Source organism: Hymenobacter sp. DG25A (assembly GCF_001280305.1).
In the GTDB taxonomy this organism is placed as follows: Bacteria; Bacteroidota; Bacteroidia; order Cytophagales; family Hymenobacteraceae; genus Hymenobacter.
The window spans coordinates 2080915-2096914 of the sequence record NZ_CP012623.1 but is presented as its reverse complement, the minus strand read 5'-3'; the positions used below and the strand labels follow the sequence as shown (position 1 = coordinate 2096914).

General features: G+C 58.8%; 12 protein-coding genes and 1 tRNA gene. 10 read left to right on the top strand and 3 right to left on the bottom strand.

Translation table 11 applies throughout. The annotated features are described in order from the left end of the window. Positions 1 to 40 precede the first annotated feature (40 nt). Positions 41 to 334: a DUF5681 domain-containing protein gene (locus tag AM218_RS08935; protein WP_054413552.1), complete on the top strand. Its 294-nt coding sequence runs from the start codon at positions 41 to 43 to the stop codon at positions 332 to 334. A 39-nt stretch (positions 335 to 373) separates the two neighbouring features. Here the strand turns inward: AM218_RS08935 and AM218_RS08930 are convergent, their stop codons facing one another. Further along, the gene (locus AM218_RS08930) at positions 374 to 934 is read right to left on the bottom strand and encodes a hypothetical protein (RefSeq protein WP_054413551.1); all 561 of its coding nucleotides are present in this window, start codon (positions 932 to 934) and stop codon (positions 374 to 376) included. A gap of 160 nt (positions 935 to 1094) precedes the next feature. On the opposite strand from AM218_RS08930, the gene AM218_RS08925 reads away from it, so the two are divergent. After that, positions 1095 to 1694 (top strand): hypothetical protein, encoded by a 600-nt coding sequence (locus tag AM218_RS08925; RefSeq protein ID WP_054413550.1) that lies wholly within the window; start codon positions 1095 to 1097, stop codon positions 1692 to 1694. Positions 1695 to 1799: 105 nt separating this feature from the next. Here AM218_RS08925 and AM218_RS08920 read toward each other — a convergent pair. After that, positions 1800 to 1871 (bottom strand) — tRNA-Arg (locus AM218_RS08920). Positions 1872 to 2038: 167 nt separating this feature from the next. Here AM218_RS08920 and AM218_RS08915 point away from each other — a divergent pair. Then, positions 2039 to 2485 carry an organic hydroperoxide resistance protein gene (locus tag AM218_RS08915; protein ID WP_054413549.1) on the top strand — a complete coding sequence of 149 codons (447 nt, stop codon included), beginning with the start codon at positions 2039 to 2041 and terminating at the stop codon, positions 2483 to 2485. Positions 2486 to 2551: 66 nt separating this feature from the next. On the opposite strand, the gene sucC is transcribed toward AM218_RS08915, so the two are convergent. Then, on the bottom strand, positions 2552 to 3757 hold the full coding sequence (sucC, locus tag AM218_RS08910; RefSeq protein WP_054413548.1) for an ADP-forming succinate--CoA ligase subunit beta: 1206 nt from the start codon (positions 3755 to 3757) through the stop codon (positions 2552 to 2554). Positions 3758 to 4177: 420 nt separating this feature from the next. Here sucC and AM218_RS08905 point away from each other — a divergent pair, with 420 nt between their 5' ends. The 7 genes from AM218_RS08905 (at position 4178) to AM218_RS08875 (ending at position 15807) form a co-directional block, all read left to right on the top strand. Beyond that, positions 4178 to 7054, top strand: coding sequence for an AMP-binding protein (locus tag AM218_RS08905; RefSeq protein WP_054413547.1), 2877 nt, complete (start codon positions 4178 to 4180; stop codon positions 7052 to 7054). 94 nt (positions 7055 to 7148) lie between these two features. Continuing rightward, positions 7149 to 9014, top strand: a complete 1866-nt coding sequence (locus AM218_RS08900) for an AMP-binding protein (RefSeq protein WP_054413546.1) — start codon at positions 7149 to 7151, stop codon at positions 9012 to 9014. Further along, on the top strand, positions 8986 to 9954 hold the full coding sequence (locus AM218_RS08895; protein WP_157547599.1) for a hypothetical protein: 969 nt from the start codon (positions 8986 to 8988) through the stop codon (positions 9952 to 9954). The genes AM218_RS08900 and AM218_RS08895 overlap by 29 nt, the downstream gene beginning before the upstream one ends. 10 nt (positions 9955 to 9964) lie before the next feature. Next, on the top strand, positions 9965 to 11092 hold the full coding sequence (locus AM218_RS08890) for an MBOAT family O-acyltransferase (RefSeq protein ID WP_082318150.1): 1128 nt from the start codon (positions 9965 to 9967) through the stop codon (positions 11090 to 11092). A gap of 274 nt (positions 11093 to 11366) precedes the next feature. After that, positions 11367 to 12020, top strand: coding sequence for an ABC transporter ATP-binding protein (locus AM218_RS08885; protein WP_082318149.1), 654 nt, complete (start codon positions 11367 to 11369; stop codon positions 12018 to 12020). Positions 12021 to 12306: 286 nt separating this feature from the next. Beyond that, positions 12307 to 13101 (top strand): hypothetical protein, encoded by a 795-nt coding sequence (locus AM218_RS08880; protein WP_054413542.1) that lies wholly within the window; start codon positions 12307 to 12309, stop codon positions 13099 to 13101. A 147-nt stretch (positions 13102 to 13248) separates the two neighbouring features. Further along, on the top strand, positions 13249 to 15807 hold the full coding sequence (locus tag AM218_RS08875) for a cation-translocating P-type ATPase (protein ID WP_054413541.1): 2559 nt from the start codon (positions 13249 to 13251) through the stop codon (positions 15805 to 15807). The last annotated feature ends 193 nt before the right edge of the window (positions 15808 to 16000 follow it).

The following is a 16000-nucleotide window of genomic DNA, read 5'->3' as shown; positions in this document are numbered from 1 at the left end:
TTTCCCTTCGTAACTTCCCTGCAAACAACAACTGTCTACAATGGCCTTTGAGAAAGGAAACAGCGGCAACCCCACCGGCCGCCCGAAGGGCACGCCCAACAAGGCCACGGCCCACGCCCGCGAAGTCATTGCCGCCGCGCTGGCTGGCACTGATGCGGCGCTGCTCCGGGCCAAGCTGGCCACCTTGGAGGGCAAAGACTTTATTGATGCGTATGTGAAGCTAGCGGAGTTCGTCACGCCCAAGCTGCAGCGCACGGCCCTGTCAACAGAACCCGACTTCGGCACTGTTCAGGTAACGCTCAATCTAGGCACACCCGGCGGCCCGCCGTTCTAAGGGCAGACATATTCCAATGAGAAGCTGCCCCAACTTTCACTACAAAGCAGAAGCACGAAAGCCTTTAGCTATGACGTAGTACGATCCGATGAAGAACAAGCTAAAGACAACGGGAGTGGTAGGATCAGGCTCTGCTGAACCAAATACGCTCGTGGCTGCACCGTATTTTTCACAAGCTGCCAACAGTAACTTTGCCACGGAGGCTGGCGCCCTATCTAGTATCATGCCGCTGCCTTGCGCTAGGTTTTGCACTAGCAGACTCTCCGCGCCTTCATAATGCCACCCAAAGAAATGGCTACGCCAATCCCGCCAGCCTTGGTAAAGTGCCGAAATGGACTGATGGATTTCCTCGCGTAAGGCTTGGGGATCAATTGGCTTGGAATGGATGTATACCGTCGCGGTATCCTCGTTGTGAATTAACAACAGGGGATGGTGCGTAAAGTAGGCTAATGCCCCGCCCCGGCCCGGCTTTAACTTAGCTTCAGTCTTCTCCTTAAATTCTATTCTGAAGGAGCCTTTTTCCGTTTGCAGTTCCAAATAGGTGGTCTGGGCACGGGTTATGGTGCCTGTCGGATGTTCCTCAATAAATTCCGTAAACATCTGGCAAGATAGCAGGCCCCAATACCTTAAAACCAAATTTTAATAGTAGCTCATTCCTGACGGTAGAAGAAACAGAACGGTTTATCCTCCTGTATTTACCACCTGTTCCCTAAGGATTTCGGCTACTGTTGTCGGGTGCCTCCTTAAATCTCTGCCTGCTATGCCCCGTTATCCCTCTTACCCGGCTACGGCCGATGAAATCAAACGCCTGGAGCTGGCTTTCCTGCTCCGTTCCGGCTTTCTGCAGCCGGGCTTTCATTCCACTACTATCAGCTGGAGCAACCGGGGCCAACCCAGCGGCCGCATGGCCCTGGAGGTACGCATCCTAGAGCGAGAAACCTCCGTGCGGTTGCGCTACACGGTGAACGATACCCAGAAGTATGATTACCGCATTATGCTGGAGGCGGTGCCTAGCAATCTGCCCGGCGGGCAAGGGGTACGGTACTACTTCCTCTGCCCGGTATCCGGCCGGCGGGCCACCGTGCTATTCATGCGGGATGGAACGGGCATGTTTGCCCACCGGCTGGCCTACCAAGGCTCCCGGCTCTTCTATGATTCGCAGTTGGAGCCCAAACGGTTTAGGGGTATGGGCCACAATTTCGCCGTAGACCGGGAGTGGGAGAAAGAGTACCGCAAGGGGCGGAAGATGTACTACCGGGGCAAGCCAACCCGCTGGTATGCAAGGCTGCTCAATTTAGATCAACGGGCAGAGGCATCGGCACCGGCATTGTTGCAGTTGCTGAATGTGTTGGAGCAATAAGAATTTAACTTGGGGAATAGATAAATTTTTGTCCCGTGAGTTGTTCCGTGAAAAACAAAATACCCGATAACTAGCTGTATTATAGCTGATTATCGGGCTTGTCTGTGGTCGCGCCAGGAATCGAACCTGGATCAAGAGCTTCGGAGACTCCTATACTATCCGTTGTACTACGCGACCGGGCGGGTAGGGGCGGCAAAACTAACAGAAAAATACCGTCCAACAAGCAGCGGGGTGGGGGTAAGTTTAGATTCTGTAATGTGGCAGGAAGTGCGAAAGAAGATAACCTTCCTAACAGGTAGTGGGTTAAGCCTTCATATCTGCCCATTATAACTAACCCTGTTTCTATGAAAAAGAATCTGTATACGGCCGAGTCAACGGCAACCGGCGGCCGTAGCGGCCAGGTAAGCTCCCAGGATGGAGTTATCAATATGGAAATGTCGGTGCCCTCCGTGTTAGGCGGAAAGAAGGGCGCTACCAACCCCGAGCAGCTGTTTGCCGCCGGCTATGCCTCCTGCTTTCAGCAGGCTCTGCTGGTTATAGCCCAGAAGGAAGGCGAAAAGCTGGACCCCGCCAGCACCGTGCAGTGCTCCGTTACGCTGTTTCAGGAAGGGGAGGGCTACGGCCTGAGCGCCGTGCTGGACGTGAGTCTGAAGGGCCTGAGCCATGAGCGGGCCTCGGAGCTGGTAACCAAAGCTCATGAAATATGCCCGTACTCGGTAGGCACCCGGGGCAACATGGAAGTACAGCTGAAAGTAGATGGCGAGCCGGCCGCCGTGAAGGAAAAGGTCTGATAAAATACCATAAAAAAGCCCCCACCGGGTTCCGGTGGGGGCTTTTTGCTTTAGAAGTGGGGCGGCTTAAGCCAGACCCTGCTCCGCCAGTACTTCTTTCACTTTCTGGGCCGCGTCCTTCAGCAATACGGCTGAGTACACCTTCAGGCCCGACTCATCAATGATGCGGGCGCCTTCTTCGGCGTTGGTGCCCTGCAGACGTACGATGATGGGGACTTTAATGTCGCCGATGTTCTTGTAGGCTTCTACCACACCATTGGCCACCCGGTCGCAGCGCACAATGCCGCCAAAGATGTTGATGAGGATGGCTTTCACGTTCGGGTCCTTCAGGATGATGCGGAAGCCGGCTTCTACCGTCTGGGCGTTGGCTCCACCCCCTACGTCGAGGAAGTTGGCCGGCTCGCCGCCGCTCAGCTTGATGATGTCCATGGTAGCCATGGCCAGACCCGCGCCGTTTACCATGCAGCCCACGTTGCCGTCGAGCTTCACATAGTTCAGGTTTGAGTTCGAAGCCTCTACTTCCAGGGGGTCCTCTTCGTTCAGGTCGCGCAGGGCTACGAAGTCCTTGTGGCGGTAGAGGGCGTTTTCGTCGAGGGTTACTTTGGCGTCAACGGCCAGAATCTTGTTGTCCGAGGTCTTCAACACGGGGTTGATTTCGAACATAGCCGAGTCGGTGTCGTCGTAGGCTTTGTACAGGGCCTGCACAAACTTCACCATCTCCTTGTGGGCTTCGCCTTCGAGGCCCAGGTTGAAGGCAATTTTGCGGGCCTGAAAAGCCTGCAGACCTACGCGGGGGTCTACATGCTCGCGGTGAATTTTCTCGGGGTGTGCTTCAGCTACCTCCTCAATGTCCATGCCGCCTTCGGTGGTATAGATGATGACGTTTTTGCCGGTAGCGCGGTCCAGCAGCACGCTCATGTAGTATTCTTTGGGCTCAGCGGCACCGGGGTAGTACACGTCCTGGGCTACCAGCACTTTGTGCACCTTGCGGCCTTCGGCGCCGGTTTGCTTGGTCACCAGCTGCATGCCAATAATCTGGCTGGCAATTTCCTTCACCTGCTCCAGGTTTTTGGCGAGTTTCACTCCGCCCCCTTTACCACGGCCACCGGCGTGAATCTGTGCCTTGATAACGTGCCAGCCGGTTCCGGTTTCAGCGGTCAGCTTCTGGGCGGCGGCTACCGCTTCTTCAGGGGTGTTGGCGGTGTAGCCTTCCTGCACGCGCACGCCATAGCGCTTGAGGATTTCTTTACCCTGATACTCGTGGATGTTCATAGAGGGTCGGTTTGAAGGAAGATTCGGGTGGGATTTGCGGGGGCGAAAGTAGGGAATTATCAGCGGAGGGGGAAATTGGATATATCATCGGTACGATTTCCCGCCGCCCGCTTTGCCTAGGATAGTGCCGTGGTAGTATTCCCTTTCCCTGATTTCGATGCCAAAAGCCCCCGGGAAATTTTTCGGCAGGGCAGGCGGTGCTCCAGTAACACCGCACAAAAGCGGCGGCAGGAGGAAAGCCGGGCTTTTACAGCCCTCTTCAGCTGATCAGCATAAAGTGTTAACAAGTTTCAATATTTATATTTGAATAGTGACAATAGTTATTATTATTGTGAAATATATTATAGCTTCACGCTACTACGCGCCGCTGGCTGAAAGGCAACTCGGCCAATAATTATATCATTCTAAATCCCCCTATGTATGCATCCCGGGCTTAAAGCATATACCTTTCATCCCCTCTATTCGTCGGAGCAGGCAACGGGCTGGCTGGCCCACCCCAGCGGCGCTTTTGGCTTGCCCATTATACAGACTATGATCCTGGGCGACCAGCTGGACTGGCCGTTGCCGGAACTGATGGAACCCAAAGCACGGGCCACAGAGGAAACCCTGCGCCAGCGCCTGCCGGCCTACGATGAGTTTGTGCGGCGAAAAGGGCGGCGCCCGGTGTATGATGCCTATGTATGCTTTCAGCCCTTTAATGAGGCCACCCGGGCGCTGCTGCCGTTCGTGCATACGCTGCGGCGGCAGCTCCGCCCCGGCGACATTATTCTGAACCTCTGGGACCGGTCGGGGTGGAATACCTCCTGGCTGGCGGGCCTGTTCCCGGAGCAGACTATTCTCACGGTGTGGGACGGTGACCGGGACGTGCTGGGCTATAAAGGCTATGCCTACTGGCTAACCGGCGCGCAGGCTCCGGCCAACGTGCAGCTGCTCTTCCAGGAGTTAAACCAGCCCCTGCCTCTCAACGACCACAGCGTGCGCCTGGTCATTGGTCTGGATGTGTTGCACCGCTTTGAGCAGGCTCAGGTGCTGCGGGAGCTGCTGCGGGTGGTAGCGCCCGATGGTGGCCTGCTCTTCCCGCACGTGCACCTGGCCAACAACGAGCCGGAACCTTATTTTGAGCGGGGCGGCCGGCTGCTGCATGGCCAGCAGTATATGCACTTCTTAGCGCCCCTGGCGCAGCAAACCAACCGGCGGGCGCAGGTTTATTCTGAGCCCGAGCTGTTTTACTTCAACGAACACGGCGGCCCGGAAACCGCGCCCCCACAACCCAACCCCACCACCCCTGACTACAACGGGCTGGTGGCCTTACTACCGGAGGCCTGGACTGAACAACCGTGCGCGTTGCAGCCCTACCGGGCAGTAGAAGAATCCAACTGGGCCAGCTGCCGGATCCTCATCAATTTCCTGCTGCACATTGACCCGCTAACCGGCCGGGTAGAATACCGGGACCAGCGGTTTGGCGGCGCCGTGGGCCACTTGCTGGAGCGCCACCCGGTATACCAGCACCACCTGGCCCGCGCCCACGGCTATCAGCTGTCGGCGGCGGCGCGCAGCGTGCTATACTGGGCGGCCCGGCAATACACCGCCACTGAAATAGCCCGGCAGATGGGCCGGCCGGTGGAAGAACTGCATCCTTTACTGCGGGAGCTGAGCGCCCTGGATATTATTCAGCTGGTGCCCGTCAGCGCCCAAAGCCACCGGCTGCAGCATTTTCTGGCTTTTCAGGAGTTCCAGACTCCCCGGCAGGAACACACCATTCCCCGGCTGTGGGAGCGTGCCCGGCAGCACTACCCCGATGCCACCCTGCTCACGGCCCTGGAAGATGGAAGCAGCTTCAGCTATGCGGAGGCAGATGCTATTGTTACCGACATCCGGCAGGCCCTGCGCCGCAGCAGGATTGCGGCGGGCGATGTGGTGGCCATTCACGCGCCGCTGCACGCGGAGGTGCTGTTGCTGAGCTGGGCTTGCTGGCTGAATGGGGCCGTAGTAGTACCCCTGAGCCTGACGCTACCCGTTTCCGCCGCCCAAACCATACTGGCATCGGTTTCGCCAAAGCTACTGTTGGTAGGCGCTGATAAGCTGGCTGATTATGAGGCGGTAGAAGTGCCCAGGCTGGTGGTGGATGCCGACGAGAGCAGGGAGCTGCCCCCGAATGCCCGCTGGTTTTCTGACTGGCTAAGCCTGGCAGAAGAAGAGCCTGAAACAGAAGCAGCAGTGCCACCCATTATTACGCCGGCAGATGTAGCGGCCATTCTGTTTACCTCCGGCTCTACCGGGCTGCCCAAAGGGGTGCCGCTCACGCACGGGCAGCTCTACCGCAGCGCCCGGCTGGTAACAGAAACCTTTGGCTGGGAAACCACCGACCGTTTTCTGGCCGTGGGCGACGCCGATGCCATGAGCGGCCTGCGCAACGCGGCGCTGGCCCCGCTGGAAGTTGGAGCCAGCGTTATTATCCCAACCGCCGCGCAGAAACAGCACGCTGCCCTGCTGGCGGAAGCCGTCTTATCCTCCCGGGCCAACCTGGTAGCCGCCAGCCCGGCCCTGCTGCGGCAATGGCTGCAACTGGGGCGCCGCATCGGGGCGGAGCTGCGGAGTCTGCGCCTGGTGATGAGCACCGGCAGCCAGCTGACACCCACGCTGCGCACCGACTTTCAGCAGGCGTTTAACCTCCCGGTTGTCAACTATTACGGCCTCACCGAGACGACCGGCATCTGCCTGGCTGAGCGCCCCGGGCAGGCGTCACCCGCCGCCGATACCATTGGCTGGCCCGTGGGGTGCCTGGCGCAGATTGTGGATGAGATGGGCCAGGAGGTGGGGCCGGGGCAGGAAGGGGAGCTGCGCATCTACAGTGATAATCTGATGCAGGGCCCGTATTACGGTCCCGGCAGTGCGGCTCCTTCGCCCGTACGGGACGGCTGGCTATACACCGGCGACATAGCCGTGGCCAACCCCGATGGCAGCGTAACCTTGCGCGGCCGCCGCACAGAGCTCATCAAGAATGCTTTAAGCGAAATTGTATACCCCTCTGAAATTGAGACGCATTTGCTGGCGCATGCCGCTGTGCACCAGGCCGCCGTGTGTGCCTTTCAGCGCAACGACACAGAGCGCCTGGCCGCCTTCGTAACGCTGGGTCCCGGCCACGATGCTGCCCAGGTAGTGCCCCAGTTGCTGGCGCATCTCACGGCCCGGGTGGGGGAGCACAAAGTGCCCGCTGTGGTGCGGGTACTGGATGCTCTGCCTTACTCCTCCAATGGGAAGGTGCTGAAGCACCAGCTGCTGGAGTTGATTCGCTGATAAACAGATGCTGCTGGGCCTGACAGCGTGCCGGCCGGGCTCCGCTCCCTACTACTTGCTATTACTCTTCCATCTACCTCTATCCTGTCATCTGATGTCTACTCTTACCGCAACCCGTTGGGCCGATGTCGTCCAAACCGTAGCTCGCTTCAGTGAGCCCGCCCGCCAGAGCGCCGCCTTTCTGGATCTGGGCAACCGTCGAATTACGTATCGTCAGCTCACAGAACGCATAGAGCAGCTGGCCGCCGTTTTTGCCCGGCTGGGGCTGCGGGAGGGCGACCGGGTAGTGGTTTCGGTGGAGGATGAAGTGGAAACCGCCTTCCTGTTCTGGGCGCTGCTGCGCTATGGCCTCACCGCTATTCTGCTGGACCCCGAGGTGAAGCCCGACCGGGCCCGGGCGCTTATCCGCACGGCGGAGCCAGTGGCGTTTATTGCGGATGAAGCCTTTTTGCAGCGCCTGCAAATTGATGAGAAGCAGTATAAAGTGCTGCCGGTACGCATGGAGGAAGCGCCCAAAGGGCAGCTTTTCCGGAAGCTGCTGGGCCGCAGTCAGGCTTCGACCGGAGCTAGCCAGACGTATCCGGCCCTGCTGGTGCGCGAAGCGCCCGGCCCGCTGCCCGCTGCCATCAGCCCCGATACGGTAGCCTACGTGCTCTTTACCTCCGGCACTACTTCTGATACCAAAGGCGTGCAAATTACGCACCGCAACCTGTTCAGCCATCTGCAGACGCTGACCAACGTGTATGGCTTTGATGCCGATACGCGCCTGATGAACATCCTGCTGCTCTACCATGCCGATGGCATCATTCAGGGCCCAATTCTGGCGGGCTATAACGCCGCTGTCTGTATTCGGCCGCTGCGCTTTGATCTGAGCAACATTGGGGCCCTGCTGGATTCTGTTTATAAGTACCGGGTAACGCACCTGATTGCCGTACCGGCTATGCTGGCGCTCATTCAGCGCTTTTCCGATGGCTACGAAGACAGCTTCCGGACCCCGGATTTTCGCTTTATCATTTCCGTTTCCTCGCATCTGGAAGAAGCCCTCTGGGGCGCTTTTGCCGTGCGCTTTGGGGTGCGGCTGGTGAATGTGTACGGCCTCACGGAAACCGTAGCCGGCGGCCTGTTCTGCGGCCCCGGCGACGAAAGCTACCGCATAGGCACCGTGGGTAAACCCGTAGACATGGAGGCCCGCATCGTAAATGACTTTGATGAGGAAGTAGGCGACGAAACGGAAGGTGAGCTGTGGCTGCGCGGCGACAATGTTATGCTGGCGTACCTGAACAACCCCACCGCCACAGCTGAAGTGCTAACGCCCGATGGCTGGCTGCGCTCCGGCGACATAGCCATGCGCAGCACCGATGGCTACTACCGCATTACGGGCCGCAAAAAGAACATCATCGTTTCCGGCGGGGTCAATATTCATCCTGAGGAAATTACGGAGGTTCTGAACACGCATCCCGCAGTGGCCGAAGCCGTGAGCTTTGGCGTGTCCGATGAGGTGTTCGGGGAAAAGTTGATCAGTTGCGTGGTCTTTAAGGAGGAGGCTACGGCCACGGAGGTAGAGCTGACCAGCTACTGCCGTGAGCGGCTGGAAGAGAAGAAAGTGCCGGCCGTTATTCACTCTCTGGATGAGCTGCCCAAAGGCCTGTCCGGGAAAGTGCAGCTGAAAGTGGTGCAGCAGCGGCTGGCCATGCACGTTGCGCAGGCCCCCAATAACGGCCCCGATTTCCGCTCGCTGGTGCGCGAGGCGGCCTCGCAGGCCTTTAAAGTGCCTGGTGAGCAACTCCGCCCCGAGTCCAACTCGCGCAGCATGGCCGGCTGGGACTCCATGGCCCACCTGGACTTTATCGTTCGGCTGGAGAAGGCCCTGGGAACGGAGTTTTCTACGGCAGAAATTATGGTGATGAACAGCTTACAAACCGCTGAAGACGTTGCGCGCAAAAAACTCGCCACCCGCTGAGCCCGCCCCGGTTTGGGTGTGGCTACTGGCCCTGGGAATGCTCGTGGGTATCGGGGTTCTCTACGGATGGGGATTTCTGCGCTCGGTATCTGCCTACCACCAGGAAGTGGTGACGGCGGCGCGGCCGCTGCTGCAACGGGAGTGGCAGGCCCGGACGGATAGTGTAACGCGGGTAGTTATTCTGGGAAGCTCGCTTACCGGCAATGGCGTGATGCCCTCCGCCTTTTTCACCCAACAAACGAAGGGCCGCTGCCGGGTGGTCCGCCTGTTCCGCATCGGGGCCAATCTGGAGTCGTTTACCGACCGGGCGCCCATTTTGCGGTATTTGCAGGAGTATCCGCCGGATATCCTCTGCATTGAGGAAAACCTGCTGCTGTTTAATCTGAAAGACTGGTCCGATCTGTCGCCGGATTCCTTCCTGCTGAGGAATGTAGCTCGCTACTCTCATCAGCTGGTTAACCGGAGCAAAGAAAGTCTGGGGCTCGCACCCGCGGGTATCGATGCAGACCGGCCCAGTGTTGGCCTGCAGGATGTGGATATGCCGGTGCCCACTACTCCCTGGGATACCACGCAACTGGCCGCCTGGGTAGCTGAAATCCGGCAGCGGGAAGTCCGCCCTTTTGCCCCGCGGCATGCAGTGCACCAGGTATTGCGGGCGCTCCGGAGGCAGGGCGTGCGCATTGTGTTGCTGCATTTCCCCCGGCCGGCGCCTTTGGAAAAGGCTATTTACAATGGGCCTGATGGGGATTCGCTACGCTACCGGCTTGCGCAATATCAGCGGGCCTACCAGGCCAGCTACTGGCATGAGCCCGGCCCCTTTCACTTCCGGCATTTCTACGATAACGCCCATATGAATCTGCAGGGCCGCGCCTTGTACTCTGCCTGGCTGGCCAAACAGCTGCGCCAGGAAACCCACCCTAACCTATTGACTGCCCGCTAACCAGCACGACATGCTCGTCCTTCATACCATCGTGTTTTTTAGCCTGCTGGGGCTTGTGCCGGCCGCCTGGCTGCTGCCGGAGCGGTGGCAGATCAGTGCCGTCAGCCTGCTGACGGCGGCCTTTCTGCTGTACGTGGCCCCCATTTCGGCCCTGATGCTGCTGCTCACGGCGGCCGCCAGCTACTGGGTGTTTAAAAGCGCCCGGCTGCGTCCTTCGGGCGCCGTGCTGCTGGCCATTGGTCAGGCGGTGGCAGTCTGGATGGTATTCAAATCGGAGTGGCCGGCGCAGGCCGGGTGGTGGACGCAGGTGGGCGTGCCGCTGGGATTGTCCTACTATACTTTCCGGCAGATTCACTACGCCATTGAGCGCTACAAGCAAACCCTGCCGCGCCACACCTGGGCCGATTATCTGCGCTACCTATTCTTCCTGCCTACCATGCTGGTGGGCCCCATCAACCGCTTTCCTGATTTTCTGCGGGATGTCCGCCGCCGCCGCTGGGATGGTGCGCTGGCATCCGTAGGGCTGGAGCGGGTGTTGTATGGCTACGTGAAGGTGGTGGTGCTGGGCAATGCGCTGCTCACCAACAAACTGGGGCACCTGCTCACGGCTCTGGAGCCGCAGCATCCGGCGCTGGCCACGTATCTGGGTATCCTGCGGTTTGCCGGCAACGCCTACGTGCAGTTTGCGGGGTATTCAGACATTGCCATCGGGTTAAGCCTGCTGCTGGGCTTCCGGACGGGGGAGAATTTTGCCGCGCCCTTTCTGGCCCCCAATCTGAATGACTTCTGGAAGCGCTACCACATTTCCCTTTCGCAATGGTGCCGCGACTACGTGTTTTCTCCGCTGCTGAGCCTCACGCGCCGGCCCATGCTGGCCATTGCGGCCTCCATGCTGGTGCTGGGGCTCTGGCACGAGTGGTCGGGGCGGTATCTGGTGTGGGGGGCGCTGCAGGGGCTGGGCATTCTGTTCTGGCACCAGTATCAGCGCTTTGCGGAAAAGCAGCCGGAGGTGGTGCCGGTGCTGCCCGCCTGGCTGGGCGTTTTTCTTACCCTGCACTTCTACTGCTTTAGTTGCGTGATTATCCGCGAGCCATCCTGGCAGGCCGTGGCACATACCTTTTACCGTTTACTGAGCTAAGCCAATGTACTCCCTGTTATCCCGTTATCTGCCTGGGCGCGTTGCCGGTTCTCTCACAGCCTTATGGTATGTGTTTTTGGCCCTTCTGGTACTGTACTACGGTTTTCTGCCCAGCGGGCAGTTCCGTTACGCACACTGGTAAAGGCTGCTCTAACGGGCAGCGGCAGCGGCAGGAAAAGGGCGGGCACCAACCTTTCGCAGCGCAGAATCGAATGCTACGCCTGACATTGCGTAGATTTGCTTCTTAACCTCGCTCATTTCTCATTACCCCGCTTTGCTGCAAGCCATTAACATCCGCAAGAGTTACAACACGCTGGAGGTGCTCAAGGGCATCGATCTGACCATCAAGAAGTCGGAAATCGTGTCGATAGTGGGGTCATCGGGAGCGGGCAAAAGTACGCTGCTGCACATTCTGGGCACCTTGGATACGCCGGACTCCGGCGAGGTGCTGTTTGATGGCGAAAACGTAAGTGCGCTGGGCCGCTCCAGCCTGGCGCGGTTCCGCAACCGGCACATTGGCTTCATCTTCCAGTTTCATAACCTGCTGCCCGAGTTCACCGCCCTCGAAAACGTTTGCCTGCCGGCTTACCTGGCGGGGCGCTCCGAGAAGGAAACCCGCGTGCGGGCCCGCGAATTGCTTGGCATGCTGAACCTGGAGCGCCGCGCCGACCACAAGCCCTCCGAAATGAGCGGCGGCGAGCAGCAGCGCACGGCCGTAGCCCGCGCCCTCATCAACTCCCCGGAAATCATCTTTGCCGATGAGCCCTCCGGCAACCTGGACTCGCAGAATGCGCAGGAACTGCACCAGATTTTCTTCCTGCTGCGCAAAGAGCTGGGCCAGACGTTCGTCATCGTGACGCACAACGACCAGCTGGCCGCCATGGCTGACCGCACCATCACCATGAAAGACGGGCATATTTCCGAATAACTTCTGCCGCCGCACCCCCGGGTGCGCCAGAAACAGCAACGGGTCTTATTGCGTAGAAACCAACTGGTTATCGGCGCATTAAGGCCCGTTTTTTCGTGCGTTTGCGGCACCGGCCGGAAAGGAGAAGATTTTGACTAACCTAGTTGGCTAAGGTCTATGAAAAATAATTTGTAACTTGTTGATAATCAACAGGAAAATTTACTAAAAAATGGTCTGTATTTTGCACTTATCAGGTGCCCGATGGGTTATACACTAGAACAACATAACGTATTAAAGGGAAGACATCATGAACGAAGTAACCAAGAACACCAAAGAGCCAGCTCGGAAGATGAAAGTCGAGAGCTACGATATTGCACGCTCCGACGAAACGCTGCACTTGGCCACGGACTTGGCCAAGTTCATCAAGGACAACAAGCTCACCACTTCGGTGCAGGGCAAGGAGTTCGTGAACGTGGAAGGCTGGCAGTATGCCGGCTCGCGCCTGGGCATTGTGCCCATCGTAGACCACGTCATCAATGTCTCGACTGAGTCAGAAATTAAATATCAGGCCAAGGTAACGCTGTTTGATCTGCGTTCCGGCCATACCGTAGGTGCTGGCTTTGCCATCTGCTCCAATAAAGAGCAGGGCAAGAAGTTCTACCAAGAGTTTGCCATCATGAGCATGGCGCAAACGCGCGCCATCGGTAAGGCTTACCGGAATATTCTGGCCTGGATTATCCGCGCCGCCGGCTATGAGCCTACCCCAGCGGAGGAAATGGAGTACCACGGCAACACGCCCGAGGTGAAAGCCGCTCCGGCCCCCGCCGCAGCGCCAGCTCCGGCCGCCCCCACGGCTATGAAAGCCGTGCCCGCTGAGCCTGCAGCCCCCGTTGCGGAACCCGCTCCGGCCGTAGCCTATGCTACTGCCGCGCAGAAGGAAGAAATCATCCGTCTGCTGAACCATCCGGTGATTACGCGTCAGGAGAAAACCAAAATGCTCCTGAACATCAACCGTCTGGATGAAGAGCGTGCTGTACAGGCCATTGCTAAGCTGAAAAAGGCCATTGAAGACCGCGAAAACGGCGAAACGGCCGCTGCGTAGGCTTCCAGTAGCTTCTTATATCGAAAGCCCGATGCTGTTTCAGCGTCGGGCTTTTTTGTGCCTTTCTGATTGCGGTTGAATGACAAAGGTCATCGGTTTTACTCCGTCTTTTCACCAACTTTAAAAAACGCCCACCAACCCTGCTGCATGGCTACTGCATCCGAAACGGCCATCCTTGATGCCACGCCCGCAACCCTGCCGCCCGGCCTCACGCCCGCTGAGGTAGAACAGCAGCGTCAGCGCTTCGGCCCCAATAAGCTCACGGACAACGCCGGTAATCGCATCTGGCAGATTCTGCGGGGCGTGGTTACGGAGCCTATGTTTGTGCTGCTGGTGGTTACGGCGGGCGTGTACCTGGTTATCGGCAGCTACCAGGAGGGCTTCACCATGCTGGGCGCCATCGTCATTGTAGCGAGCATCTCGCTGTATCAGGAAGCGCGTAGCGACAAGGCTCTGCGTGCTCTCCAGCAGCTCTCCCAGCCCCTGGCCCACGTGCGCCGCGCCGGAGCGCTGGTAGATGTGCGGGCCGAGGACGTAGTAGTGGAGGATTTGCTGCTGGTTTCGGAAGGGGAGCAGGTAGTGGCCGATGGCATGGTGCTGGAAGCCCACGACGCCCAGGCCGATGAATCCTTCCTGACGGGGGAGTCTTTACCGGTAGACAAGGTAGCCGATGGCACGCAGGCCGTGTACCTGGGCTCCACGCTCACCAGCGGGGCCGTGTGGGCGCGCGTAACGTCCGTAGGCAGCCAAACCCGCCTGGGAAAAATTGGCGGCCTGATGCAGGAGGTGAAATCAGAGAAAACGCCTCTGCAGCGTCAGATTGCCAAGTTTGTACGCCGTATGGCGCTCATTGGCATTGTGGCTTTTGTGGTGGTGTTCGGGTATAACTGGTGGGAATCGGGTAGTCTGGTGCACGGGCTGCTGCATGGGCTGGCGCTGGCCATGGCCGTGCTGCCGGAGGAAATACCGGTGGCCCTGTCAACCTTCATGGCCCTGGGAGCCTGGCGGCTGATGAAGCAGGGAATTCTCACCAAGCAGCCGCAAACGGTAGAAGCGCTGGGCTCGGCCACCGTTATCGGGGTAGATAAAACCGGCACCCTCACCCAGAACCGCATGACGCTCACCCGCGCCTACTGCCTTGGGGATGCTGCTCCCTGGGAAGTACGGCCGGAAATGGAACTGCCTCCCGCCCGGGCCCGTCTGCTGGCCACCGCCATGTGGGCCAGCGAGCCGCAGCCCTTCGACCCTATGGAAAAAGCCTTGCACGAGGCTTATAGTCAATTTTTTTCGGTTGATGAGCGGCCCCACTTTCAGCTGGTGCACGAGTACCCACTGGGTGGCCAACCACCCATGATGACCCACGTCTTCGCCACGGCCGATGGCCGGAAGATGATAGCCTGCAAAGGCGCGCCCGAAGGCATTATGGCGCTGAGTCATCTTTCCGCGGCGGTGCAGCAGGCAACGCAACAGGCATTGGACGCCCTCACGGCCACTGGTCTGCGGGTGTTAGGCGTGGCCTGGAGCGAGTTTGCCGGCAACGAGTACCCGGAACAGCAGCAGGACCTTCCCTGGCAATTCGCGGGCCTAGTGGGCTTCAGCGACCCGCCCAAGGAAAACATAACCCAGGTGCTGGAGCAGTTCTACCAGGCCGGCATCGAGGTGAAAATCATTACCGGCGACAATGCCGTGACGGCCGCGGCCATTGCCCGGCAGATTGGTTTCCACCACCCCGAGCCCGTACTCACCGGCGCGGAAGTCATGGCCCTGGAGGATACCGCCCTGACCCAGCGCGTAAAGCAGGTAGGCCTCTACGCCCGCATGTTTCCGGAGGCCAAGCTACGCGTTATAAACGCCCTGAAAGCCAACGGCGAAGTAACCGCCATGACCGGCGACGGAGTAAACGATGGGCCCGCCCTAAAAGCCGCGCACATCGGCATTGCCATGGGCCACCGCGGCACCGAACTGGCCCGGCAGGCGGCCTCCCTGGTGTTGCTGGATGATGACCTGAGCCGCATGGTAACGGCCATCGGGTTTGGTCGCCGCATTTACGACAACCTCAAAAAGGCTGTTCAGTACATCATTTCCATCCACATTCCGCTCATTCTCACGGTGCTGGTGCCGTCGTTGCTGGCCTGGAAGTACCCGGCGCTGTTCGGGCCGGTGCATGTTATTTTCCTGGAGCTTCTGATGGGGCCTACCTGTTCCATCGTGTTTGAGAATGAGCCGATGGAAGCTGGTACCATGCTGGAAAAGCCCCGCCCGGCTTCGGATACATTCCTCTCGTTTCGGGAGCTAGGCTTAAGCATCGTGCAGGGGAGTGTAGTGGCGGCCGGCGTGCTGGGCGTGTACTTCTACTCCCTGCAGGTGGCGCACTCCGAAATTCTGACCCGCACGCTGGTCTTTACCACCCTAGTACAGGCCAACATGATGCTGACGCTGGTCAGCCGCTCCCGTCACCTTACCGTGCTTACCACCCTGCGCTACCGGAACCCGCTGGTGCCCCTGGCGCTGGGTATCACGCTGCTGCTGCTGATCCTTTGCCTCACTTTTGAACCTATGCAGCACCTGTTTCAATTGCAGCCGCTCACGCTCCGGCAATTAGCCATCTGCGCGGCAGTGGCGCTGGTAAGCGTAGGCTGGTTTGAGGTATACAAAGCTGTCCGGTATAGAGGAGCTGATGCAATTGAAAGAACAGCATCAAAATAGTGCGTTATGCTGAGCTTGTCGAAGCATCTCTACCGCTTCGCCTGTCATCCTGAGCTTGGCAAAGGGCCTTCTCACGCAAGCACGAGTCGTTGTTCCGATTGTCGTTCTGCCGTGAGAAGGTCCTTTGCCAAGCTCAGGATGACAATTACTATTACAATGTCAGCACGCGAGATGTCTCGACTTCCCTCGACAT

Coding starts and splice junctions, on each gene's coding strand:
- AM218_RS08935 (WP_054413552.1), top strand. CDS start 41: ATGGCCTTTGAGAAAGGAAACAGCGGCAACCCCACCGGCCGCCCGAAG.
- AM218_RS08930 (WP_054413551.1), bottom strand. CDS start 934: ATGTTTACGGAATTTATTGAGGAACATCCGACAGGCACCATAACCCGT.
- AM218_RS08925 (WP_054413550.1), top strand. CDS start 1,095: ATGCCCCGTTATCCCTCTTACCCGGCTACGGCCGATGAAATCAAACGC.
- AM218_RS08915 (WP_054413549.1), top strand. CDS start 2,039: ATGAAAAAGAATCTGTATACGGCCGAGTCAACGGCAACCGGCGGCCGT.
- sucC (WP_054413548.1), bottom strand. CDS start 3,757: ATGAACATCCACGAGTATCAGGGTAAAGAAATCCTCAAGCGCTATGGC.
- AM218_RS08905 (WP_054413547.1), top strand. CDS start 4,178: ATGCATCCCGGGCTTAAAGCATATACCTTTCATCCCCTCTATTCGTCG.
- AM218_RS08900 (WP_054413546.1), top strand. CDS start 7,149: ATGTCTACTCTTACCGCAACCCGTTGGGCCGATGTCGTCCAAACCGTA.
- AM218_RS08890 (WP_082318150.1), top strand. CDS start 9,965: ATGCTCGTCCTTCATACCATCGTGTTTTTTAGCCTGCTGGGGCTTGTG.
- AM218_RS08880 (WP_054413542.1), top strand. CDS start 12,307: ATGAACGAAGTAACCAAGAACACCAAAGAGCCAGCTCGGAAGATGAAA.
- AM218_RS08875 (WP_054413541.1), top strand. CDS start 13,249: ATGGCTACTGCATCCGAAACGGCCATCCTTGATGCCACGCCCGCAACC.